This is a genomic window from Pseudomonas sp. RIT409, from assembly GCF_003052515.2.
Classification (GTDB): domain Bacteria; phylum Pseudomonadota; class Gammaproteobacteria; order Pseudomonadales; family Pseudomonadaceae; genus Aquipseudomonas.
Genome location: NZ_QARE02000014.1, coordinates 54,843 through 78,110, shown reverse-complemented (window position 1 = coordinate 78,110; position 23,268 = coordinate 54,843). Strand labels below are relative to the sequence as shown.

Below are 23,268 nucleotides of genomic sequence, written 5' to 3'. Positions count from 1 at the left end.
CATGGAACGGACACCGATTCTACAAATGGGGGACTTCCTGCTGGTCACCATTCAGGTCGACATGCACGACCAATTGGCGATGACATTGCAGGATGACCTCTCGGAACGGATCAGCAAGACCTCCGCGCGCGGCGTGCTGATCGACATTTCGGCGCTGGACATGGTGGATTCGTTCATTGGCCGAATGATCGGCATGATTTCCGGGCTGTCCCGCATCATGGATGCAGAGACCGTGCTGGTAGGGATGCAACCGGCAGTGGCGATCACTCTCGTCGAACTGGGCATGACCCTGCCTGGTGTCAGCACCGCGCTGAATGTCGATCGTGGCATGGCCTTGCTCCGCGAGCGGGCATACCTCCAATGACCGTGCAGAGCAGCGGCACCCAAGAGATTCGCATCGAACAGGATGTCGTGCTGGCTCGCCAGTTCGTCCGCAAGCTGGCTCAGGACAGCGGCATGCGCCTGATCGACCAGACCAAGCTGGTCACCGCCGTGTCGGAGCTCGCGCGCAACACCATCGTCTACGGCGGCGGTGGCGCCATGGATTGGGAAGTCCTCGAGGACGCCGGCCGCAACGGCCTGCGCCTGACATTTCGTGACGAGGGGCCCGGCATTCCGGACATCAAAATGGCGATGACCGATGGTTGGTCATCGGGCAAGGGGTTGGGCCTGGGCCTGACCGGCGCAAAACGCCTGGTGGACGATTTCGAACTGGACACGGCGCCGGGCAAAGGCACGCGAGTGATGATCGGAAAATGGACCTGACGCTCAATGGAAGCCTGACCCAGGTCTTGCGTATCGAAGACGACAGTCAGATCGGACACGCACGGCGAACTGCGCAGAAGCTGGCCGAGAGCCAGGGCTTCGACACCGTCGACGTCGGCCGGGTCGGCCTGGTGGTGACTGAGCTGGCCAGCAACATTCTCAAGCATGCCGTCCATGGCACCATTCATCTGCGCGTCCTGCCCGGCCCCTCTGAGGGGGTCGAAGTGCTCGCGGTGGACCGTGGCCCGGGCTTCGATCCGGCGCGGTGCCTGCCTGATGGTTTTTCGACTCGAGGCACGCAGGGCATCGGGCTCGGTGCCGCGCTGCGCCAGGCCCAGGTATTCGACGTGCACACGGACGCCCGAGGCTCGGTCGTGCTGGCGCGCTTTTACCCCCGCAACTCGGCCATCGAGGACCTTCGCTACGGCGTCAGTCAACATTCGCTCCACGACGACCCGGTCTGCGGCGACCTCTGGGCGGTCTGCGTTCGTGACGAGAAATGCGTGGCGCTGGTCATCGATGGCCTGGGCCATGGTCCTGCGGCCGAACAAGCGGCGCGGGCAGGCGCCAGCGCTTTCCTGCGTCACCCCACCGACGAACCCGCCAGCCTGCTGGACGACATGCACCACGCCATGCGTGGCACCCGCGGCGGGGCCGTGGCAGTGGCTCATTACGACGGTGAGCACCGCCAGTTGCGCTTCAACGGCATCGGCAACATCGGCGCCCTGCTGGTCGGCAGCGAGAGGCCCCGGGGCCTGCCATCGCATCCGGGCATCGTCGGCCTGCAATATCGACGGGTCGCCTCGGTGGCCTATCCTGACTGTGCCGGACAGTTGCTGATCCTATACAGCGACGGCCTGCAGTCACGCTGGAATTTGCGCGACTACCCCGGCCTGACGTTTCGCCACCCGGCCATCATCGCTGCCGTGCTGCACCGCGACTACTGTCGGGGCAAGGACGACGTGACCGTACTGGTCATCGCACTGGAGAGCTCCCATGACAGGACCTGACACCCAAGAAACAGGCGGGGCGTCGGACGAAGTCGTGCGTTTGCGCGCCGAAGCGGACGCGCTGCGTGCCGAACTGGACGAGACCAATCAGGGCGTTCTGGCGTTGTATGCCGAACTGGACAACCAGGCGGAACAACTGCGTGAGGCTTCCGACCTGAAAAGCCGCTTCCTGTCTTACATGAGCCATGAGTTCCGCACCCCGCTGGGCTCGATTCTGAGCATCGCCAGCCTGCTGACCGATGAGCTGGACGGCCCGTTGAGCCCGGAGCAGCACAAACAGGTCACGTACATCAGCACCTCCGCGCAGGAGCTGAGCGATATGGTCAACGACCTGCTGGACCTGGCCAAGATCGAAGCCGGCCGGATCTCCATCTCACCCGCCTGGTTCGACATGCTGGATCTGTTTTCGGCGCTGCGGGGCATGTTCCGCCCCATCGTCGACACCTCGGCCGTCGACCTGATTTTCGAAGAGCCCGCCGGCTTGCCGCAGCTGTACACGGACGACAAGAAGCTGGCGCAGATACTGCGCAACTTCATTTCCAACTCACTCAAGTTCACCCAACGTGGCGAGGTGCGCATCTCGGCCGGGCTGGAGAATGACCGTGAAGTCCGTTTCGCCGTGAGCGACACCGGCATCGGCATTCCCGAAGAACTTCACGAAACCTTGTTCGAAGATTTCGTTCAGGTCGACTCACCGCTGCAGAAGCGGTTACGGGGCACCGGCCTGGGCTTATCGCTGTGCAAGCGTTTTGCCGAGCTGTTGGGCGGCCGCGTGGGCCTGACCAGCCAGCCTGGCCAGGGTTCGACGTTTTACGTGATCATCCCCTTGGCGTTGGCGCAGGAGCAGGCAAATGCATAGAAACGCGCGTCTGCTCATCGTCGACGACAATGTCGCGACCCGCTACGCCCTGCGCCGTCGGATGGAACGGCACGGCTTCACCGTTGCCGACGTCGGGACCGGATCGGAAGGGTTGGCACTGATCGCGGCCGACCTGCCCGACGCGCTGATCCTCGATGTCAACCTGCCGGACATGAGCGGCTTCGACATCGTGCGCCTGCTGCGCTCGGTGCCTCGCACGGCGCTGCTGCCTGTCGTCCATGTCTCGGCGGCTTCGATTCAGTCCGGAGACATCGTCACGGGCCTGGAAGCCGGTGCCGATGCCTACCTCGTTCACCCGGTGGACCCAGACGTGTTGCTGGCCACGATCCGCACCTTGCTGAGGGTGCGCGACACGGAAAGCGCGCTGCGCGAAAGCGAGGACCGCTTCCGCGAAATCTTCGCCAACGTTGCCGCGCCGATCGCGGTAATGGGCGGCGACCTCAGTGTTCACGAATGCAATCAGGCGTTCGCCCGTCTGTTGGATGATTCACCTCCCGGCCAGCCGATGACACCGCTGTTCCGCGATGGGCAGGCGCTGCAACTGACAGGCCTGCGCGAAGCGATCAACACAGGCGAGCGCTGGCAAGGCACCTTGAGCCTCTGGGTCAGGGGTGACCTGCGCGAAACGGAGTGGCGCGTTTCGCCTTACCGCGCCAGCGGCGCGAGCCTGGTGTTCATTGAAGACGTGACCGAGCACCACCTGCGCGAGCAGTCCCATCAGCAAGCACTCAAGACGGTCAATCATCAACTGGCCCTTGAAGTCGCCGAACGCGCCAAAACGGAAGAACGGCTGCTGCAGGCACAGAAGATGGACGCCATCGGCAAGTTGACCGGCGGCATTGCGCATGACTTCAACAACTTGCTGACCGGCATCATCACAGGCCTGGAACTGATCAAGAAGCGCACGCTGGATGCACAGCCGCAGAAATTGCTCACCTATGCCGAAGCCGCGCTGTCATCGGCCAAAAGTGCAGCGAGCCTCACGCTTCGCCTGTTGGCGTTCGCCCGCCAGCAACCGCTCGATGCCCAACCTTGCGACGTCAACGCGCGCGTGCGCTCGCTGGAAGACCTGCTGAGCCGTACCATTGGCGAGCGCATCAGCCTGTCGCTGGAACTGACCTCACGCAACGCGATTGCGATGGTCGACACCGGTCAGTTGGAAAGTGCGATTCTCAACCTCGTCATCAATGCACGGGATGCGCTGCCCGATGGCGGCACCATTCGCATCAGTACATTCGAAACCTGTATGCGGGGAGATCTCCAACTCGCCGACGGCCCCTACATCGCCCTGACGGTTAAGGACGATGGCGTGGGTATCGATCCCCTTGTAATCGACAAAGTGTTCGACCCCTTCTACACCACAAAGCCTGTCGGTCAGGGCACTGGGCTGGGCTTGTCGACCATCTACGGTTTCGCCCGACAATCCGGTGGGGATGTCAGGCTGCGCAGCGTCTTGTCACAGGGCACCGAAGTGACGCTGATGCTGCCTGCCGCCGAGCAGCAATCCGTCGCGGAGCAGCCTCCTGCGGAACCCGCCTCGGCTGGCACCGGCGAACACATTCTGGTCGTTGAAGACACTGACTCGGTGCGTATGTTCGTGACCGAGGTGCTGACCGATGCGGGCTACCGGTGCAGCGCGGCGGCGGATGTCGAAACGGCGCTGGATATCCTGGGCCGGGACCCTTCCGTCGACCTGCTGCTGACCGACGTCGGCCTGCCGCGTATGAACGGGCGCGAATTGGCCGATGCAATGAGACACCAGCGTCCTGACGTACCCGTATTGTTCATGACCGGTTACGCCGAAAACGCGTTGAATCGTCAGGCCTTTCTCGGCGACCGAATGGACCTGATCACCAAGCCCTTCCAGATCCCCGAGTTACTGGGCAAGTTGAAAAGCGTGCTGAACGCCAACTCGGCTGAGGCTGGGTAAACGCTCACGTCTTTGCAACTGAGCTTCGGCAACGCCCAAGGCGCGCGACCGCATCCTCCATGCAGCCGCGCGCAGAGCCCGAATCCCTCGATTAGAGAATCGGCTTGCCGCCTGTCACCGCGTACCGCGAACCGGAGATGTAGCTGCCCTCATCCGAGGCCAGCAGGACGTAAATCGGCGCCACTTCCACGGGCTGGCCCGGACGCCCCAGTGGGGTGGTCTCGCCGAAATGCTCCACTTCCTCGGTGGGCATGGTCGATACGATCAACGGCGTCCAGATCGGCCCAGGCGCGACGCTGTTGACCCGAATGCCCCGCGGCCCGAGCATCTGCGCCAGCCCGGCAGTGAAGTTGGCGATAGCGCCCTTGGTGGTGGCATACGGCAAAAGCGTGGGTTTGGGCGAATCGGAATTGACCGAACTGGTGTTGATGATCGAACTGCCCGCTGCCATGTGCGGCAACGCGGCCTTGCACAGGCGAAACATTGCCGTGATGTTGATATCGAAGGTCTTGACCCATTCTTCATCGGTGATTTCTTCGATGGTTTCGTGGCTCATCTGGAACGCGGCGTTGTTCACCAACACATCGATGCGCCCAAATGCATCGACGGTCTTCTGGACCACATCGGAGCAATGGGCCTTGTCCGCGAGGTCGCCCGGAATCAGAACACATTGCCGCCCCGCCTCTTCGACCCAGCGTGCGGTTTCCTTGGCGTCCTCGTGCTCGTCCAGGTACGAGATCGCGACGTCCGCGCCTTCGCGGGCAAATGCGATGGCCACGGCGCGGCCAATCCCGCTGTCAGCTCCGGTGATCAGCGCAATCTTGTTCGCCAGCCGACCGGACCCCTTGTAACGGTTCTCGCCACAATCCGGATAGGGCTCCATTCTGCCCTGGTCGCCTGGTACCGGCTGCTGTTGAGCCTTGAAAGGCGGTTTGGGGTAATCGGTCATGTCGTTCTCCTTGTGTAAGGTCACACGCAACGTGCATGCGTTATGGGTGGACTTGGCGAGCCGGCCAGGAGTTCGCACTCATTCACCCACTGCTCGATGAAACGTTCGCAGCGCGCCGATCATGCAAAAAGGCGGAACGATTCAAATGCAGATGCACTCCCACGCTGTGCCCTACCCCTTGAACCAAACCCATGTACCGAACCCATGAACCGCGCTTTTCGCAACCTGACAGACGCATGCCCGGCACTGCCGCTTGGACAGCCAAGCGGCATCTCGAAGTTGCCTGCGCGGGTGCACGAAAGCGATCAATCACCGGGTAACCGGTGTGTTCTTGACCCCACATTCCGCCACGAGGCTCAGCCATGATTGGTGTTGTCATCCCGGCTCACAACGAAGAACGCTACCTGGAGGCGTGCTTGCTCAGTGTCCTGACGGCCGCCGCGCATCCCACCCTGGCTGGGGAGCCTGTGAAAATTGTCGTGGTGCTGGACAGTTGCTCCGACGACTCTCTGGCCATCGCTCGGCGCTACCCAGTCGAAGTCGTCGAAGTGAGTGCGGGCAACGTGGGCGCCGCACGGGCCGCAGGGGCCCAGATCCTGATCGACGCCGACGCGCGGTGGCTGGCGTGCACCGACGCCGACAGCACCGTGCCGTTCAACTGGCTGGCTGCCCAACTGGCCCATCAGGCGGACGCGGTCTGTGGCGTCGTCGACGTAGACGATTGGAGCGAATACAGCACGGACGTGCGCCAGCGCTACGAAGCGGCCTATTCGGACCGCGACGATCATCGGCATATCCATGGCGCGAATCTGGGCGTGACGCGCGCAGCCTACGTGCTGGCGGGCGGTTTTCCGGCCATGCCCTGTCACGAAGACGTTCATCTGGTCCAGGCGCTTCAAGCGCTCGGCGCCAACATCGCCTGGAGCCGGTCGGTTCGCGTGCGCACCAGCGCGCGCATGGACTTCAAGGCACACGGTGGATTCGGAAGCTATCTGCAGACGCTCGCTGGCGGCCTGGAGGGAGGTGCGGCATGACCTCCCTCGACCCGTCGGCACTCGAAACGCTACTTCGGCCTGTGGCTGAGGCTGACACCCGCGATCACTCTGCCACGCAAATTGCCGAGGCGCTGCGCGCGCTGCATTCGGCTTCACTTGACCGGTTGCCCTTCCCCGGCGCCGGCGCCACGCTGGAGCGTTGGCAGCGACTGGCACAGGTGGCAGCCGCCGACCTGTGCCTGGCCAAGCTCTACGAATCGCACACCGACGCGCTGGCCATTCTCCATGAATGCCAGGCGAACGTACCCCAAACGAAGGGGCTGTGGGCGGTCTGGGCGGCAGAACCGCCTGACGCCCGGGTGCGGATTACCGCCCAACACGGCCACGTGCTGCGCCTGAGCGGACGCAAGGCCTGGTGCTCCGGCGCGCGGCAGGTGGACCATGCGCTGCTCACCGTATGGGACGACGCTCAACAGCCCCGTCTGGCGGCGATTGACCTTGACCGTCACGAAGGAAAAGTCATCGTCGACCAGTGGCAGGCCGTCGGCATGGCCGCTACGCAAACCGTCGACCTCGAACTGACCGATTACCCTGCCGTGCTCGTGGGCGAACCGGGACAATACGTCAATCGCCCCGGCTTCTGGCACGGCGGCATCGGCATCGCGGCCTGCTGGTACGGAGCGGCGTTGGGCCTTGCGGGTCACCTGCATCGGCGCTGCCAGTCATCCCACGTTGACCCTCACGCCTTGGCGCACCTGGGCGCAGTGGACGCTGCACTGGCCGGCGCTCGCGAGCTGCTACGCGCCAGCGCTGCATGGGTCGATGCCAACCCACATGCCGACGCATCACGTCAGGCGTTCCAGGCACGGGCCCAGGTCGAGTACGCCGTTCACCAAGTGACGGACCATGTGGGCCGAGCGCTGGGCGCCGCGCCGTTCTGCCGCAACGGCCATTTCGCTCGGCTCGCAGCGGACCTGCCGGTCTTCATGCGGCAGAGCCATGCGGAGCGCGATCTTGCCCAACTGGGGCAATGGGCCGCGGCGGGGAGTGACGCCTCATGGATGCTGTGACCTTTGAAGAGAACCCGATCCAAGGGCCAGGCACGCCCCTCGCCGCATGGCAGCACTCCCGCGCTGTGGCCCGTACGCCCTGGATCGAGGTGCTCACGCTGCGCAACAACTTCGAACGCCTGGTGGTGGTAGCGCCGCACCCAGACGATGAAATTCTCGGTTGCAGCGCCCTGCTTCGGGCGATGGCGGGTGACGAGGCGCGCCTGGTGATGATCGCGGTCACCGATGGCGAAGCCAGTCACCCCGAATCGCTGGAGTGGACGCCGGAAGCCCTGCGGCGGCAACGTCCCGAGGAGAGCCGCCTCGCGTTGGATCGTCTGGGGTTGGACAGCGAGCGAGTCGTGTGGCACCGGCTGGGCCTTCCGGACAGCGCGGCCGCTTCCCGAATCGATCGGCTGGAGCAGCACCTGCGCGCCGTGTTGCAGCCTGGGGATGCCGTGCTCACGACGTGGCGTCATGATGGGCATTGCGACCACGACGCCACAGGCCAGGCATGCGCGCGGGTAGCGTCAGAACGAGGTCTGCCGTTGATCGAGGTGCCGGTCTGGGCCTGGCACTGGGCTGATCCGGAAGATGAACGGCTCCCCTGGGCGCACGCGCGCAAGATTGCGCTGGACCCGCCCACCCTGCAGAGCAAGCACGCCGCCATCGCCGCCCACGTCACCCAGTTGACGCCCCAGGGCACACAACCGGCTGTCTTGACCGAAGCCACCTTGCAACGGCTGCTACAGCCCTTCGAACTGGTGTTTTTGAGCAGGTGCTCCCATGACGGTGAATGAAGCCTATTTCGACCAACTCTTCACGGATAGCGATGACCCTTGGTCCTTTCGCACACGCTGGTACGAGCACCGCAAGCGCGCCTTGATCATGGCCACGCTGCCCCGTCAGCGCTACGACCGAATCTTCGAGCCCGCCTGCGCCAATGGCGAGTTGAGCGGACTCCTTGCGCAACGGGCAAGGCACTTGCTTTGCCAGGACGTCAATGCCAAAGCCGTGAGCCTGGCCAGGGAGCGATTGAACGAATTTCCCCATGCCCGTGTCGAGCAGGCCACGCTACCGCGGGATTGGCCGCAAGGCGCCTTCGACCTGATCGTGCTCGGTGAGATTGGCTATTACCTGTCCACCGATCAATGGGACGCCGTCATTGACCAGACCCGCGCCAGCCTGACACCAGAAGGTGGCGTGCTGGCGTGCCACTGGCTACACCCCATCGACGGGTGCCCACAGACAGGAGGGGCAGTTCATCGACGATTGCACCAACGGTTGGGCATGACGCGTCTGGTCGTTCACCAGGACCAGGACTTCCTTCTCGAATACTGGACCGCGGCGCCTTTCCATTTCGACCTCACGGAAACTTACCCGGCCTCCGGCCCCAGGGGTTGAGCAGCGTACCGGCGGCCAGGGAAGACGGACGATTACGAGGTTTCGATCACCTCTTCGCGAGCGGCTTTCAGCGTGTCAAATGCGCGCTGCGCCTGCTCGACGGCCGACTGATACTCCACTGCCCATTCGAACAGCGCTGAAAACGGCTTCTGGAGTGAACAGCCCAGCGGCGTAATCGCATACTCCACCGCGATCGGCGATGACGTGATCACTGTTCTCGTCACCAGCCCGTTTCGTTCCAGCCGTCGCAGCGCTTCGGTCAACGCCTTGTGGGTGATGCCGCCCAGCCGTCGCTTGATGGCATTGAAACGCGACGGGCGGGTGCAAATCACCGTCAGGATCAGCACCGACCACTTGTTCGCGATCTGATCAAGAACCGGACGCGTCGCCAATACGTCGGCGAACACCTGTTCAGGGGGTGGGGTGAGTGTGGTTTCCATGGGTATACCTAGGCTCCTGAAAGTGCGTAATTGACACCAAGTATACGAAATATATCGTAATCCTCAGCCCACACTGGAGGATTACCGATGACAAAACTAGAGGGAAAAGTGGCCTTGGTCACTGGCGGCAACAGCGGTATCGGACTGGCAACTGCCAAGCGCTTCGTCGAGGAAGGTGCCACCGTTTTCATCACTGGCCGTAATCCGGACTCACTGAACAACGCGCTGGCCGAACTCGGTGAACGCGCCCAAGGCATCCACGCCGATGTCACCCACGAACAGGACTTGGCGTTGATCCTTCAGGCCATCGAACAGCACGTGGGGCGGTTGGACATTCTTGTGCTGAGCGCCGGAATTTCCGAGCACTCCCTGCTTTCGGAAACGTCCGCGGCGCATTTCGACAAGACGTTCGATACCAACGTGCGAGCGCCACTGTTCATTCTGAAAAGCATGCTACCGCTGATGCCGCACGGCGCCAGCGTAGTGTTGATCGGGTCGATTGCCGGTTTCATCGGCACGGCGGGCTATGGCGTCTATGGCGCCAGTAAGGCTGCATTGCGGGCATACGCTCGAACCTGGACACGCGAGCTGGCCGAACGGGGCATCAGGGTCAACGTGGTCAGCCCGGGGCCGATCGACACGCCCATGTTCGCAGGCGCGTCCGAGGACGTCAGAAGGTCGCTGACCGACCTCATCCCGCTCCGGCGCCTCGGCAGGCCGGAAGAAGTCGCTGCGGCGACACTCTTCTTGGCCAGCGACGAGAGCAGCTACATCGCAGGTTCGGAACTGTGCATCGACGGCGGTATGGGTCAGGTGTGAAGTCAGAGCCTTGTTTCCGGCCCGCATTGAGGCCGGAGACAAAGCGTCGAGAGCCCTGACATGGGCGGATGGGGAACGTAACGGTATCGCCATCTAGAACCACGGGAGGTGAACGACGACGCAGGGGGGCGATGCGACTCAGGTGTTTTCTATCTCTGAGCCCGCGCGCCCTTGACCTTGCTCGCTAGGCGAAAGCGACCCCGCGGCCTAACGCCTTCTGATACTGCTCCAGAAAGAAACTCCATTGTGCGTCGCTCCAATAGGAGTGCCGGCGCAGTTGCGTCACGTCGTGCCGCGCCGCCCGCATCACTGAATTTCTAGGGCGGGACTTTTCGAGATCCAACAACGCCAGGTCGAAGCGAACGTCTTGCTTGGCTGCATCGGCGTTGATGAAAATGTGCTTGGACCGCATGCACCCGTGCTGCTGACGTCCGCGGTGAAGCCTGGCGAGCAGTACGGCAAGGTTGTTTAGCAGCGTCAGGTGATCTTCCGGCGACAAATCCGCCTGGGCATCATCGGCAAACCATGAATCGAGGTCCGTGAAACCTTCGAGATTCCGCGTCACCAGAAGCCCTTGCCAAGTCCCGGACACTTTGCGAGCGCCATAGAAAATTGGCTGTGGGGCCTTGACGCCCAACGCCTGCAGCCTGTCCAGCGCGGCGCCTTCGCGCATCACGGTAGGGCGCCCGAACGGATAACGCAGGCTTCGGAACGTATGTCCCGTCTGCCGTTTTACATAAACGATCGATCCATCATGGACCACCCGCTGAACCCCGCTCGTCCCGCTACGGCGCACATTGGGCTCTTCTACCCACGGTCCGCTCGTGTTCCACCAACGATCAAAGTCTTGAGCGACAAGGCTACTCATTGTTTTAAATTCCTTTCGATGCCTGCTCGAGGGACCGGAATGCGCCCTCCACTACGCCATCAGCCCAGCGTTTTAGCATTATTTCCTTCACAATGCCTGTTTTCCTTTAGCAGGCTTTCAATTCCTCCGATCCATCCTCAGGAGCAGCCGATGAACGGTTCGAAACAGCCAGAAGGATTGCAACTGCCGGCACGCCGGGTGCCCTTCCCCGCGTCGGTCAGCAACGAAGCTCGCGCAGCACTGACTCGGCTGGTGAGCCCAGAGGGCGTGCCCTATAACGCAGGGCATGTCTTGCCTGACCTGACGGACCATGATGCATGGCGGGCGCTGCAACGGGCCATCGATGCCCAATATGAGGCAAGGGTCGATACCCGTGCCACCGACCTGCACTCAACGGTCGAAACGGTGCGGATCGGGCCGGCGACGGTGCATATCGCAACCCCAGCGGCGAGTTCACCATCTCCAGCGGCTTACCTATATCTTCACGGCGGTGCGCTGATCAGTGGCGGCGGAAAGGCATGCCGCGAGGCCGGACGCATCCTCGCCGATCGCCATCAGATTCGCTGCTACGCCATCGACTACCGAATGCCGCCCGACCACCCTTACCCGGCGGCACTGGACGATTGTCTGGCGACGTATGAGTACCTTCTGCAACGTTACAGTCGAATCATCGTCGGGGGCCAATCCGCAGGAGGCAACCTCGCCGCAGCGCTGGTTGCGCGTGCCCGTGACGCGGGGCTGCGGCTGCCGGACGGTTTGGTGCTGCTATCGCCTGAAGTCGACCTGACCGAGTCAGGCGACAGCTTCGCGGTCAATCGTCTCATTGACGTGCGGCTGCCGGATTCACTGATGGCGTGTAACCTTCTCTACGCCAATGGCGCAGACCTTTCCCATCCCTATCTGTCCCCGCTTTTTGCCGACCTCCATGGCTGGCCACCGAGTTTCCTGCAAGCCGGTACGCGGGACCTGTTTCTGTCCAACACGGTCCGCATGCATCGACGGCTCCGTCAGGCGGGCGTGGCCGCCGAGTTGCACGTCTTCGAGGCCATGCCGCACGGTGGGTTCGACATGGCCCCGGAAGACGAAGAACTGAATCAGGAGGTTGATCGTTTTATCCAGGCGATAGTTGCCAACCCAGTCTGAAGCGCCTGGCCGCGTCCCAGAATAAGGTTGCATTAGCGACCTACCTTCTAGTAGGTTTGCCTCATAAACGGTGAATGCTCGGCAGGTGTTTCATCCCGCGCCAACCGTACCGCGTGCTGGAAAAATTGAATAACCCACAGGAAACCGACGATGAAGTGGCCTTCCATCAACGAAATCCGCGTCTTCACCCCACTGCCCGAGGGTTATGTTTGGGATCTGCTAAGCCCCGCCGAAATCGCTACCGCCATTGAGTTTTTCAACACCTGGTTGCCGTCGATCACGGTCGGGTCGGCCAAGTCATTCCTCGACCCCGGGTTCTACGTTAAGGACGTGCTGGGGAGCGACCGAAGCAATACGCCGTTCCTCGTGGTCGTTGTCCGACACGCAGGTGAGATCGTCGCCATCGCAGCGTGGGAGAAGGTGGACGGCCCCGACATCATCTTCGGTCGGCTCGGCGCCGTTTCAGCGGCCCATCGCCACTCGAATCTGGCGGTCGCCGCTCAAGAACTGGGCACCCAAATGGGCCAACAAATGGGCGCCGGGTTGATCTACGGCATGGCGACTACCCACGCGCCCTACATGCAACGAGCATTGGAACGGGCGGGCTACATCGCCTCAGGCATCCTGCCTGGCTTTGATCGCGAAGAGCTGCAGCCCAGTGTGATTCGACGTGTCTTCGAGGTGATGTACGTGAAGCGGCTCGCGCCCCACGAGGACTTTTTGACGCCCTCACGGGTGAACCTGACGCCAGCCGTCGCCAGGCTCTACGACGAGATTTTCAGCCAAGACCCGAGCTTTCTGCCTCCTCCATAAGCTCGCTTCATCGAGCCCTTCATCACAGCGCTTTGGCGATCGCCTTGCCCAATAGCTCCAGGCCAAGATCGATTTCGCTGTCACTGACCGTCAATGGCGGAGCGATGCGGAAGACGCCGCCCATGCCAGGCAACTGCACGATGTTCATGCTCAGGCCCAGGTTCATGCACTCCCGAGTGATCGCAGCACCCAGTTCGGGAGCGGGCAGTTTGCTTTGGCGATCGGCGACAATTTCCATCCCCAGCAACAGACCGCGCCCCCGCACGTCGCCTATGCAGTCGAAACGCTCCTGCAGTCCCCGCAGCCCTTTTTCCAGATACGCGCCTGCCGTTTTCGCCCGCGCCACGAGGCCGTCTCTTTGGACGATTTCCAACACTTTGAGGCCCACAGCGGCGGGCAGAGGATCGGACACGTGGGTGGTGTAGAACAGAAAACCCCGTTCGTGACATAACGCTTCGATAGGCGTGCTGGTGATGACCGCAGACAGCGGCAGCCCGGCGCCGAGGGTCTTCGATAACGTCAGAATGTCGGGAACCACACCGTCCCGCTCGAATGCATACATCAGGCCGGTCCGGCCTATACCGGTTTGCGCTTCGTCGAGAATCAGCAACATGCCGCGTTCTTCGCACTTGCGCTTGAGGGCCGCCAGATAACCGAGGGGCAAGTCGATCAACCCACCGGAACTGAGAATCGGCTCAGCGATGAACGCTGCGAGGCTGCCGCTGGATTGGCGGTCGATCAGGGCGAAGGCGTAGTCCAACTCGCCCTGCCAGTCCATCTCACCCTCTTTTACGAAGTGGGGGCGATAAGGGTATGGCGCAGGGATGGCGAAGGACCCTACCGCAGCCGGACCGTAGCCTTTGCGGCCTGCACTGTACGTCGCCGATGCCGCACCGCCCGTCATGCCGTGCCAGGACTGGGCGAAACCGACGACCTCATATTTGCCGGTCGCGAGCTTGGCCATTTTGATCGCCGCCTCGTTCGCTTCACCGCCGGTGCTCAGGAACATGCTCTTGCAGAGTGTCTGGGGCAGTGTCTGCGCCAGGGCCTGCGCCAGGTCGACCACGGGCCGGCTCAGCATTCCGCTGAACAGGTGATCCAGGTCGCGGATATGGCCTTGCACCACTTCGCAGATCTCCGGGTGACCATGGCCGAGTAACGAACTCATCTGCCCGGACGTGAAATCGAGGATCGGCTGCTGGTCGGCGTCATAGACGAAGCTGCCCTTGGCGCGTTCGATGATCCGGGACTCGAACCGGCCGCCATAGCGAATCAGATGGCTCTGGGCCTTGTGCCAAAAGTTTGGGTCCACATTATTCGACACGTGAGTCTCTCCAGAAAGATGGCCGGAGACGGATGCCGGCGGTCAGTGCGTTGGAGAGGAGTCTAGGCGCTTGAAATACTCAACCAAAACGAATAGTTCTTATGCTTGAATTCAGCAGAACTTATACCTCAAAGGGCATCACGTTGAACGCCTACCTCGACCTGGACCTGCTCCGCACCTTCGTCATGATTGCCGAGACCGGCGCGCTCAGCCGGGCGGCAGATCGCGTGGGCAGGACCCAGGCGGCCATCAGCATGCAAGTCAAGCGGCTGGAGGAAACCGTCAATCAACCCTTGTTGCTGCGCACGGGCCGTGGCGTTCTGCTGACTGCGCACGGCGACCGACTGCTCGCCCATGCGCAGAAGATCCTGCGGGCGCACGATGAAGCCATCGCCGAGATGTCTGGCCGAGGGTTGTCCGGGCACATCCGGCTGGGATGCCCGGATGATTATGCCGCTGTCTTTCTACCACCGCTGCTGCGTGACTTCGCCGCTCGCCATCCGCAAGTCCTGGTCGAGGTGTACTGCGCCCCTACCCCGCGACTGCTCGAGCGGCTGGACGACCATCTGCTGGACATCGCGATCATCTCCCTGCCGCAAAACGCTGCGAGCAATGCTGTCATCCGCTACGAACCCCTGGTCTGGGTGGGTGCGCGAGGCAGCGATGCACCGCAGATGACGCCCTTGCAACTGGCCCTTTCCGACCCGGACACGCTGGACCATCAGGCAGCCATCATCAGCCTGGAAGGCATCGGACGCCCGTTCCGTCTGGCCTATGCCAGCCAAAGCCTGACAGGGCTGATCGCCGTTGTACGTTCCGGGCAAGCCATTGCCGTACTGACGCAGACCGCCGTGCCTGCGGATTTACATGTCCTGCCTGCTGACAGCGGGCTGCCGGTGCTACCCAACGTCGCGATTGCGTTGAAGACTGACCAACGCCAGCCGTCGAGCCTGGTGACCGCGCTGCGGGAGCATATCCGTTCGGCGCTGCCCTACCTCTGACGCGAAGCACCCGACGGCATCAGGCGCTGGCTGCCCGTTGCCGGGGATGCCCCGTCACACCAGCGCCGCAGCCGTGGCTCTGGAGCGCCAGGCAAACGCCAGGACCATCAACAGCCCCAGCCCCGCCATGGCGGCTCCGGCCAGGGAAACCGCCGGGTAACCGAGGCCGGCGTCGATCACGGCGCCACCCACGGCGGCACCGATGGCGTTGCCGAGATTGAAGGCACCGATGTTCACCGCAGAAGCCAGGTTGGGCGCATCTTTTGCCGCTTCCATGACGCGCATCTGCAGTGGGGGAACCAGGGCAAAGCTGGCGATTCCCCAGATCAGGATCGCGACCGCGGCCGGAAGTGGCCACTGCATCAGCACCGTGAAGGCGAGCAAGACGACGATCAGCACGCTCAGCGAGACGATCAGGATGCGGTCGACCGAGCGGTCTGCGGCTTTGCCACCCCACACGTTACCCAGGGTCAATCCCACGCCGAACAGCACCAGCATCGCGGTGATGAAAGCAGTGGACGCGTGGGCCTCGGCGTTGAGCATCGGCGCGATGTAGGTGAAGACGGTAAACATCGCACCGGAGCCGACCACCGTCAGCGCCAAGGCGCCCAGTACCGGACCGCGACCCAGTACGCGGATTTCGGCCAGGGCGCCGCCGCTTTGCGGCAAAGGCAAATTGGGCAGCGCCCACCACAAAGCGAGCATCGCGATAACCCCAAGCAAGGTGATGCCCCCGAATGCGGTGCGCCAGCCAAACAGTTCGGCAAACCAGGTCGCCAGTGGCACACCGCCGATGGTCGCTACGGTCAGGCCAATGAACATGGAGGCGACCGCCCCGGCTCGTTTTTCCGGGGCGACCACGCTGGCGGCGACAACGGAGCCCACACCAAAGAACGCACCATGATTCAGTGAAGTGACCACCCTGGCGATCATGAGGCTTGAGTAATCGGTCGCCAGGGCCGACATCAAATTACCCAAGGTGAAAATGGCCATGAGCCCAATCAGCAGGTAACGACGGGGCACCCGGCCTGTGGTCAGGGTCATCAGCGGCGCGCCGATCAGTACGCCCAACGCATAGGCACTGACCAGTAAGCCTGCGGCGGGAATGGATACGCCGAGATCGGCAGCGATGCCCGGCAACATGCCCATGGGGGCGAACTCGGTGACGCCGATACCGAAGGCGCCCACGGCGAGTGAAACGAGCGGAGGGTTGATACGCATGGAAGGCTCCTTATCTGTGCCGCCAATGCTACAATCCGGCGATTTCAGGCAGTAGCCATGATTTCTGGCAATCACCTTTGCGTAGGGAGCACAAATGGACCTTAGCGGAAGGTCGGGGGAAATGGCCGTGTTCGCTGCGGTGGCACAGGAAGGCAGCCTGTCTGCCGCCGCCCGCGCGCTTGGACTGACACCCTCAGCCGTCAGCCGGATCATCGCCCGGACCGAACAACGTCTCGGTGCTCGCCTGCTGTTGCGCACCACTCGGGCCAGCACGTTTACCGCCGAGGGCGAGGCCTTCCTGCGCGGCGCCCGACGCATCCTGGCCGACATGGCCGAGGTCGAAGCAGCCATTGCCGAGCAAGGCGTACCCCGCGGCCGATTGCGGGTCAGTGCCGCCCTCGGTCATGGCCGAATGGCGATCGTTCCTCTGGTGGCGGCCTTCAGCGCCGACTACCCGAACATCGTCGTCGACCTCACGCTCGGTGACGAAGTGGTCGACATCCTCGGGGGCCAGGCCGACGTGGCCGTGCGCTTCGGTCATCTACCCGACAGCCCGCTGACTGCGAGAAGGATCGGCGGCACCGACCAAGTCGTGGTGGCCTCGCCTGACTACCTGCGGCGCCGTGGCATTCCTCAGGCACCTGAAGACCTGCTTCAACACAATTGCCTGCGCTTCAATTTCCGGCGTGCCGAACCGAATTGGCCGTTCATCCGGGATGCAAAGGTGTTTTCACTCAAGGTCAGCGGCAACATCGAATGCAGCAGCGGTGAAGCCCTCGCGCAGCTCGCCCGGGTAGGCGCCGGCATCGCGCGCATTGGCCGGTTCACCGTCAGCGAGGACCTGCAACACGGCGACCTGGTGCCGCTTCTGGAGGCCTTCAACCCTGGGGATGAGGAGCCTATTCATGCGGTATTCGTAGGCGGCACGACGATGCCGGCACGTGTCCGGCTATTCGTCGACTACCTGGTGGCCCATCACCGGATCTAGGCATTTGCTCGGCATCCGGAAGGCACCCATCTGGTGCCCAATGTGGCCGATTCAAGCCCAGGCGTTGGGGCTGTAGCGCCCTCCTCAATGACCGCGACCCGCGCGCGCCCCCGATCGTCAGGCCCGCTCAAACCGGCGTTTGTGGCGGCGTGAAGTAGGCGGACTCATCGTCACCGGAATCACTTCCCGTCGCGGTGTAGTAGCTGGATGCGCCGTCGTCCGAGGCCTCATCAGGCTGCACCGCAGGTTGGCGCTGGATGTCGGCAGGTGCCGCTGAAGCACGCGAACCGGGCCGCACCGCCTCTTCGGAAGATCTGCTGGCGATCGTTGACTGCGCCTGCTCGCCGTCCCGTCTGGTCCGACTGTTGACCGAGGCAGCGCTGAGAGAATGACGCGGTGTGTTATCCGCGCTCATGATGCGGTTGCTGGTCAGGCTGGTGCGCGGAAGCGAACTGGCGTCGGAAGCAGCCCGCTGAGACCGCTGACTGGACGATCTGCTGCTCCGACCAGTGGCCTCTTCAGCGACCTCCTCGGGCTCTTCGGGCACCGAGCGAACGGACGCTGTCTCACCGGCCGCCGGTTCGGCGGTGGTCTTGCCTCGCGACCTCAAATCATCGACCAGTTGGTCTGCAACCGCGACGCTCGCGGCGTTGCCACCGAACACCACCGCGCCGCCGACTGTGTTGATGGCGTGTTTGGCCAACGACCCCAGGGCCGGGTGGTTACTCAATGCATTGACGGCAGCACCTTTGCTGGCCTCCAACACGGTGAAGCCACCGGTCAACGTAGAGACGTTGGCGGCGCCGGCAGGGGTGAAGGTGCCTTTGGCCGTTCTCGAGATCGCCCCCAACGGATCGTTTATCAAGGTGCGGCCTGCGTCGGCCAATCGCCCGCCTGCATTGGCAAGGGGCGTACGCGCGGTTTTTGCTTCGCGCAATGCCTGGAAGGTGTCGAACCATTCGGTTTCGTCATTGAGGTCCTGCTTGGGCTCCGTATCCCGACGCCCCAACAGGAGCGCGGGACCACTGGTGTGCTGCTCGGTACGGCGATTGTGGGCCAGGTAGCCCGAACCGGCGCCCGCGGCGAGCCCGCCTGCGATGGCAATGGCGGTATCCACAATGGGTTCGGCCGCCGGAGCGACTTTGGCGAGCACCGGAGAAAGAACGGTCCTGGCGGTATTACGAACAGTGAAGGTCTGCGCTTCTTTTGCGTTTTCGATGGCCAGGTTCGCTTTGGTGTCGATGGTCGCCAACGCGGCGTTCAACGACTCGTGAAGTTTGTCCGAGGGGGCGTGCAGGTAATAGGCATCTTCTCGAAGTTTTTTGATGGAGGCGCCACCCACCTGATCCATTGCAGATGCCGTTGCGAGCGATATCGCCCCAATAGCAGCGGCTTTGGCGACCGGGTTCGGGATTTTCGCACCGATCCCCGTAATGGCGGGAATGGCGGCTTGAAGCGTCGACGCCACTGCAAATGGCACGCCGCCCACCGTGCCCGATCCGATGGACGCGTTACGGTCCATCTTCTCGCCTTTCTCCATGACCGATCGAAGTTCCTCGAACGAAATATTCTCCTGCATCAGCTTGTTGACGCGGCTCTCAATGATCTGAGTGATCTCGCTGCGATGCGGTGATTCCGCGTCCAGGTGCTCCAGATAGGGCGCGAACTGCGTGCGCAGGTAGTCCGTCAGCAAATGCCTCATTTCGCGGGATTCGCTCGTTGCCGCTGCAGCCACCTGCCCCGATTGGGGATGACCCTGCGCCACGGAAGCGTGATCGCTGATCGCCGGCGACCCTGATCGGTCTTGAAGCTCTATGGAGGGTGGGGCACTGGGGGGTTGCTGGCCAGACACGCGCATGAAGAAGTCCTCTTGGTTACCGGAAAGCAGTCCGTCATCGCTGCTTTGCGCGATGGTTTCAACCTGCTGTGTGGCCGACCGCGCGGTTCCGGTTCCTCTAAAACGAGCGCTATTTGACGGTTGTGTTGCAGAAAGATGACTTTTTACACACCCGGTGCAGGTACTTGTCGATCACTTGGGCGCCGCTCACAGCCATGGGAAGCCCGGCGTCATTGAAAAAACCACTCATACAGCACTTTCCCACCGACACTTAACGGCGAATCGATGGGATACACCACGTAGTACCCTTTGCCCGTGATCAAAGTGCAGTCGAATAACTGAACCAGGCGGTGGCTTTCCAAATCCTCCTCTATCAGCCAGGGGCTGGTCAGCACCAAGCCCTGGCCTCGCCTCGCGGCGTCGATGGCCAACTCGGACTGGTCGAAGCGTACACCGCCTGCCTTGCCAGAGAGGGATGCCCCCGATTGCGCCAGCCAACGAGACCAGTTCGCGTGGGATGTCGTGTGAATCAGCGTCGCACGGCGCAGGTCTTCCAGCGCAAACAGCTGAAGACGCTCGCGGTAATGGGGGCTGCAATAAACCCTCACCTCATCATTCAAAAGAAGGCGGCTGTGAAGCCTGTCATCCTGGCCATCGAAGTGGCGGACTGCGAGGTCATAGGTGCCCGCACGCAGATCGACCGCCTCGGCGTTGGCGTTCAGGTGGAGCTGTAAGTCCGGCAGGTGCTGGATCAGGTCGGGCATGCGCCGCGCAAACCAGGTGCTGGCGAATGCCGGAGGCAGACTCAGGGAAACCTCGAATACAGACGTGCCACGCAGCCGGGCATGGATGTCATCCATTTGCGCCAAGGCAGGCTGGATCTGCTGCCAGTAGCGCACTGCTTCCTCGGTCGGTTGCAACTTGCGAACGCTGCGGATGAACAACTGCGCCCCGAGCCACCCCTCCAGTTTGCGCAGCTGTTGCCCCACGGCGCCGGGGGTCACGAACATCACATCGGCGGCCGCCTTTGCACTCCCCGTGCGCATGACGGCATCAAAACAAGCGATGGCCTTGAATGGCGTATCCGGTCGCATGGCGTAGTTTTTCTCTTGTATAGAGACAGAAGGGATGATTTGTAGCGCGCGAGCGGCGCCGAGACAATGGCTGAATCACAGGCCACAGGACAATCCACCGTGTCAGCGAGAAAACCAGTAGATGCCATTGCAGCCTTGGTCATGGTGACCCTGTGCCTGACGTGGGGGGCTCAACAGGTCGCGATAAAAGCCATCGCAGGGGCGGTAGACCCCATGATGCAAGTAGCGCTTCGCTCGGCGGTCGCCGCTGCCCTCGTCTGGCTGTTCGGTCGGGTCATCGCGCGGGAAGCCTGGCTGCCCCACCTCTGGCGTCGTTCAGGATTGGTGGTCGGCCTATTGTTCGCGGCGGAGTTTCTCTGCATTGCGCAAGGCTTGCGCTGGACGACGGCGTCGCACATGGCGGTGTTTCTCTACACCGCTCCCCTGTTCGCAGCCGTCGGGCTGCATGTGCGCCTGATTGAAGAGCGACTTGGCGTGCGCCAGTGGGTAGGTGTTGGCACGGCATTTACCGGAATCGCGATCACGTTTCTGGCGGGGAGCCATGAAGGTGCCGACGAGCCGGCACTGGCTCACCGACTGCTGGGGGATACGCTGGGGTTGTGCGCGGGTGCCGCTTGGGGCTTCACGACCGTGGCGGTGCGTTCAAGCAAGCTGAGCGATGCACCCGCCAGCCAGACGCTCTATTACCAGCTCATGGGGGCGGCGTGGGTCCTCTTACCCTTGGCTTTGCTCGCCGGGAAAACCCGACTGCCTGCATTCGACGCCATGGTTTGGGGGAGCTTGCTCTTTCAAACCCTGGCCGTCTCGTTCGCCAGCTACCTGATCTGGTTCTGGATGCTCAAACGCTACCTGGCGGCCCGGCTGAGCACCCTGGCCTTCATGACTCCGCTCTTTGGCGTACTGCTGGGCGTCTGGCTGCTGGACGAGACCGTCTCTAAAGGCTTCATCGCTGGCGCCCTTCTGTCTCTTGCCGGCCTGTTGATGGTGAACATCCAGCGCAGAGCCGATCGCCCGCTGCCCACACCCCAGTTGGCTGGCTCAGCGGAGAAATCGCGATGATCAACGTTACGGGGGAAGCAAACCGTCAGGTGCGCGACGTCCCTCCAGAACGGCTTACCCACTCGATGCGAACGGCCTCTTGTACATCCCGGCAGTGGGTGCGAACGCTTCACGCCGAGAGCACGCTCGCGTCGCTGCGACAACCTCAGCCTCCAGCCAGATCAAACGATCAACTGGGCAGACCTGTAATCAGCACGTTCTTATCGGCCTCTTGGTACCGCCTTTCGAGTTCGTGGGCCAGGCTGGACTTGGCTTGAGCCTCGCCGTGCACCAGACGGATCTCTTTCGGCCACTCTTTCATCCGTAAGACGAAATCGAGGAGATCGGCCTGATCGGCATGCGCCGAATAGCCCCCCACGCTTTCAATTCCCGCTTTGATGTCGATGCGCTCACCGTCGAGGACCACAAACCCGCCTTCCGGCCCATGGGTCTGGATGTCCCTGCCGGGGGTGCCTTTGCCCTGATAACCGACGAACACGACGTTGTGCCGGGCATCGCCCAATAACGCCTTGAGGTAATTGACGATACGGCCCCCCGAGCACATGCCATTGCCGGCGATCACGATGGCGGGTCGTGCGGTGTCATTCAGGTGTTCGACGATCCGCATGTGTTCGTCATGGCTGTCTACCGTGATCAATTGCTTGAAGGACAGCGGTTTGCGCCCTGCTTTGAGTCGCTCCAGCGCGTCCTCGTCCCAATACCCCTGCAGTGCCTTGTAGGTGTCGGTGAAGCGGCTGGCCAGCGGAGAATCGAGAATGATCGGCAGCTGCGGCCAATCCACATCCGGCCGATCATGGGCCGTTGACGTTGGCTCCTCGCGCTCTGGCGCCACCGCCCTTTGCATCTGCTCGTGGATGATGTCTTCCAGTTCGTAGAGCAACTCCTGAGTGCGACCGATGCTGAACGATGGGATAAGCACAGCCCCGCCGTCCGCCAGCGCCCGCTCGATGGCCGCGCGCAAGCGTTCCTCACGGTGCGTTCGATCCTCGTGCAATCGATCACCGTACGTGCTTTCCAGGATCAACAGGTCGGCGCGTTCCGGCGGCACCAGATCGGGCAAAATCGGCGAATGCGCCGCACCCAGATCGCCGCTGAACACGATGCGCCTGCTTTCCAGGTTCGCCTGGCCCAGCTCCAATTCGACGTAGGCCGCCCCCAGCACATGCCCTGCCGGTTGCAGGCGGACCTGACAGGTTGTAGCGCCGTCGTCGTGGAGGGTGAACCAGTGGTTGTACGGCAGCGCGATAAGCCGTTGCTCGACGATGGACAGATAGCGCTCCAACTCATGTGCGTCATCGCCTATCGCAAGGTGAAACGCGTCTTCGAGCACGATGGGCAACAGCTTCGCGGAGGGTTCACTGCACAGGATCGGCCCGTCGAACCCCGCCGCCAACAGGTTCGGAATGCGCCCGACATGGTCGATGTGCACGTGGGTGACCACCAGCGCTTTGATACCGGTGATCGAGAAGTCCAGCCCCAGGCGATCACCCACCTCATCGGCTTCCAGCCCTTGAAACTGGCCGCAATCGATCAACACACTCGTCTCGTCGTCCATCCAGAATTGGTGGCATGACCCCGTTACGCCCTGGCCCGCGCCATGATGGACGATTTTTGGAGGGTTCATCGGTGCTCCTTGGCCTGGGACACAGGCGTGAGTTCAGACTGGGCAGCGAAAGCGC

Annotated in this window: 23 protein-coding genes; 15 read left to right on the top strand and 8 right to left on the bottom strand. The window is 62.5% G+C overall.

Features of this window, described 5'->3' with window-relative positions; all coding sequences use genetic code 11:
* Position 1: 1 nt before the first annotated feature.
* The 5 genes from DBP26_RS17840 to DBP26_RS17820 are packed head-to-tail and all read left to right on the top strand — an operon-like array spanning position 2 to position 4,585.
* Positions 2-364, top strand: a complete 363-nt coding sequence (locus tag DBP26_RS17840) for an STAS domain-containing protein (RefSeq protein ID WP_108238834.1) — start codon at positions 2-4, stop codon at positions 362-364.
* Complete coding sequence (locus DBP26_RS17835; protein ID WP_108238835.1) at positions 361-765, top strand: anti-sigma regulatory factor; 405 nt, start codon at positions 361-363, stop codon at positions 763-765. The genes DBP26_RS17840 and DBP26_RS17835 overlap by 4 nt, the downstream gene beginning before the upstream one ends.
* Positions 762-1,775 (top strand): ATP-binding SpoIIE family protein phosphatase, encoded by a 1,014-nt coding sequence (locus DBP26_RS17830; protein ID WP_108238901.1) that lies wholly within the window; start codon positions 762-764, stop codon positions 1,773-1,775. The genes DBP26_RS17835 and DBP26_RS17830 overlap by 4 nt, the downstream gene beginning before the upstream one ends.
* Positions 1,762-2,634 (top strand): ATP-binding protein, encoded by an 873-nt coding sequence (locus tag DBP26_RS17825; protein WP_108238836.1) that lies wholly within the window; start codon positions 1,762-1,764, stop codon positions 2,632-2,634. Before DBP26_RS17830 ends, DBP26_RS17825 begins: the two co-directional genes overlap by 14 nt.
* The gene (locus DBP26_RS17820) at positions 2,627-4,585 is read left to right on the top strand and encodes a response regulator (RefSeq protein WP_108238837.1); all 1,959 of its coding nucleotides are present in this window, start codon (positions 2,627-2,629) and stop codon (positions 4,583-4,585) included. Before DBP26_RS17825 ends, DBP26_RS17820 begins: the two co-directional genes overlap by 8 nt.
* Positions 4,586-4,676: 91 nt before the next feature.
* On the opposite strand, the gene DBP26_RS17815 is transcribed toward DBP26_RS17820, so the two are convergent.
* Complete coding sequence (locus DBP26_RS17815; protein ID WP_108238838.1) at positions 4,677-5,534, bottom strand: glucose 1-dehydrogenase; 858 nt, start codon at positions 5,532-5,534, stop codon at positions 4,677-4,679.
* Between the two features lie 362 nt (positions 5,535-5,896).
* Between DBP26_RS17815 and DBP26_RS17810 the strand changes: the two genes are divergently transcribed.
* The 4 genes from DBP26_RS17810 to DBP26_RS17795 are packed head-to-tail and all read left to right on the top strand — an operon-like array spanning position 5,897 to position 8,982.
* Positions 5,897-6,568, top strand: coding sequence for a glycosyltransferase (locus DBP26_RS17810; protein ID WP_108238839.1), 672 nt, complete (start codon positions 5,897-5,899; stop codon positions 6,566-6,568).
* A complete protein-coding gene (locus tag DBP26_RS17805; protein WP_108238840.1) occupies positions 6,565-7,599 on the top strand; it encodes an acyl-CoA dehydrogenase family protein in 1,035 nt (344 codons plus the stop codon). Before DBP26_RS17810 ends, DBP26_RS17805 begins: the two co-directional genes overlap by 4 nt.
* Positions 7,587-8,378 (top strand): PIG-L family deacetylase, encoded by a 792-nt coding sequence (locus DBP26_RS17800; RefSeq protein WP_108238841.1) that lies wholly within the window; start codon positions 7,587-7,589, stop codon positions 8,376-8,378. Before DBP26_RS17805 ends, DBP26_RS17800 begins: the two co-directional genes overlap by 13 nt.
* Positions 8,365-8,982, top strand: coding sequence for an SAM-dependent methyltransferase (locus DBP26_RS17795; protein ID WP_108238842.1), 618 nt, complete (start codon positions 8,365-8,367; stop codon positions 8,980-8,982). The genes DBP26_RS17800 and DBP26_RS17795 overlap by 14 nt, the downstream gene beginning before the upstream one ends.
* A gap of 32 nt (positions 8,983-9,014) precedes the next feature.
* On the opposite strand, the gene DBP26_RS17790 is transcribed toward DBP26_RS17795, so the two are convergent.
* Positions 9,015-9,422, bottom strand: coding sequence for a helix-turn-helix domain-containing protein (locus tag DBP26_RS17790; protein ID WP_108238843.1), 408 nt, complete (start codon positions 9,420-9,422; stop codon positions 9,015-9,017).
* Between the two features lie 87 nt (positions 9,423-9,509).
* On the opposite strand from DBP26_RS17790, the gene DBP26_RS17785 reads away from it, so the two are divergent.
* Entirely contained in the window at positions 9,510-10,241 is a 732-nt protein-coding gene (locus DBP26_RS17785; protein WP_108238844.1) for an SDR family oxidoreductase, read from the top strand.
* Between the two features lie 184 nt (positions 10,242-10,425).
* Here DBP26_RS17785 and DBP26_RS17780 read toward each other — a convergent pair whose 3' ends face one another.
* Positions 10,426-11,109: a lipopolysaccharide kinase InaA family protein gene (locus DBP26_RS17780; protein ID WP_108238845.1), complete on the bottom strand. Its 684-nt coding sequence runs from the start codon at positions 11,107-11,109 to the stop codon at positions 10,426-10,428.
* A 150-nt stretch (positions 11,110-11,259) separates the two neighbouring features.
* Here DBP26_RS17780 and DBP26_RS17775 point away from each other — a divergent pair, with 150 nt between their 5' ends.
* Positions 11,260-12,252 carry an alpha/beta hydrolase gene (locus DBP26_RS17775; RefSeq protein WP_108238846.1) on the top strand — a complete coding sequence of 331 codons (993 nt, stop codon included), beginning with the start codon at positions 11,260-11,262 and terminating at the stop codon, positions 12,250-12,252.
* Positions 12,253-12,402: 150 nt separating this feature from the next.
* A complete protein-coding gene (locus tag DBP26_RS17770; protein WP_108238847.1) occupies positions 12,403-13,065 on the top strand; it encodes a hypothetical protein in 663 nt (220 codons plus the stop codon).
* Positions 13,066-13,087: 22 nt separating this feature from the next.
* Here the strand turns inward: DBP26_RS17770 and DBP26_RS17765 are convergent, their stop codons facing one another.
* Positions 13,088-14,389 carry an aspartate aminotransferase family protein gene (locus DBP26_RS17765; RefSeq protein ID WP_108238848.1) on the bottom strand — a complete coding sequence of 434 codons (1,302 nt, stop codon included), beginning with the start codon at positions 14,387-14,389 and terminating at the stop codon, positions 13,088-13,090.
* Between the two features lie 101 nt (positions 14,390-14,490).
* Between DBP26_RS17765 and DBP26_RS17760 the strand changes: the two genes are divergently transcribed.
* Positions 14,491-15,390 (top strand): LysR substrate-binding domain-containing protein, encoded by a 900-nt coding sequence (locus tag DBP26_RS17760; RefSeq protein ID WP_177411082.1) that lies wholly within the window; start codon positions 14,491-14,493, stop codon positions 15,388-15,390.
* A gap of 54 nt (positions 15,391-15,444) precedes the next feature.
* On the opposite strand, the gene DBP26_RS17755 is transcribed toward DBP26_RS17760, so the two are convergent.
* Positions 15,445-16,611 carry an MFS transporter gene (locus tag DBP26_RS17755; RefSeq protein WP_108238849.1) on the bottom strand — a complete coding sequence of 389 codons (1,167 nt, stop codon included), beginning with the start codon at positions 16,609-16,611 and terminating at the stop codon, positions 15,445-15,447.
* Positions 16,612-16,705: 94 nt separating this feature from the next.
* Here DBP26_RS17755 and DBP26_RS17750 point away from each other — a divergent pair, with 94 nt between their 5' ends.
* Positions 16,706-17,599, top strand: a complete 894-nt coding sequence (locus tag DBP26_RS17750) for a LysR family transcriptional regulator (protein WP_108238850.1) — start codon at positions 16,706-16,708, stop codon at positions 17,597-17,599.
* A 127-nt stretch (positions 17,600-17,726) separates the two neighbouring features.
* On the opposite strand, the gene DBP26_RS17745 is transcribed toward DBP26_RS17750, so the two are convergent.
* On the bottom strand, positions 17,727-19,301 hold the full coding sequence (locus DBP26_RS17745; RefSeq protein WP_108238851.1) for a hypothetical protein: 1,575 nt from the start codon (positions 19,299-19,301) through the stop codon (positions 17,727-17,729).
* A 365-nt stretch (positions 19,302-19,666) separates the two neighbouring features.
* Positions 19,667-20,530 carry a LysR substrate-binding domain-containing protein gene (locus DBP26_RS17740; RefSeq protein WP_108238852.1) on the bottom strand — a complete coding sequence of 288 codons (864 nt, stop codon included), beginning with the start codon at positions 20,528-20,530 and terminating at the stop codon, positions 19,667-19,669.
* A 99-nt stretch (positions 20,531-20,629) separates the two neighbouring features.
* Between DBP26_RS17740 and DBP26_RS17735 the strand changes: the two genes are divergently transcribed.
* Complete coding sequence (locus DBP26_RS17735) at positions 20,630-21,589, top strand: DMT family transporter (protein ID WP_177411081.1); 960 nt, start codon at positions 20,630-20,632, stop codon at positions 21,587-21,589.
* Between the two features lie 169 nt (positions 21,590-21,758).
* On the opposite strand, the gene DBP26_RS17730 is transcribed toward DBP26_RS17735, so the two are convergent.
* Positions 21,759-23,213, bottom strand: coding sequence for an MBL fold metallo-hydrolase (locus DBP26_RS17730; protein ID WP_177411080.1), 1,455 nt, complete (start codon positions 23,211-23,213; stop codon positions 21,759-21,761).
* Positions 23,214-23,268: the final 55 nt, after the last annotated feature.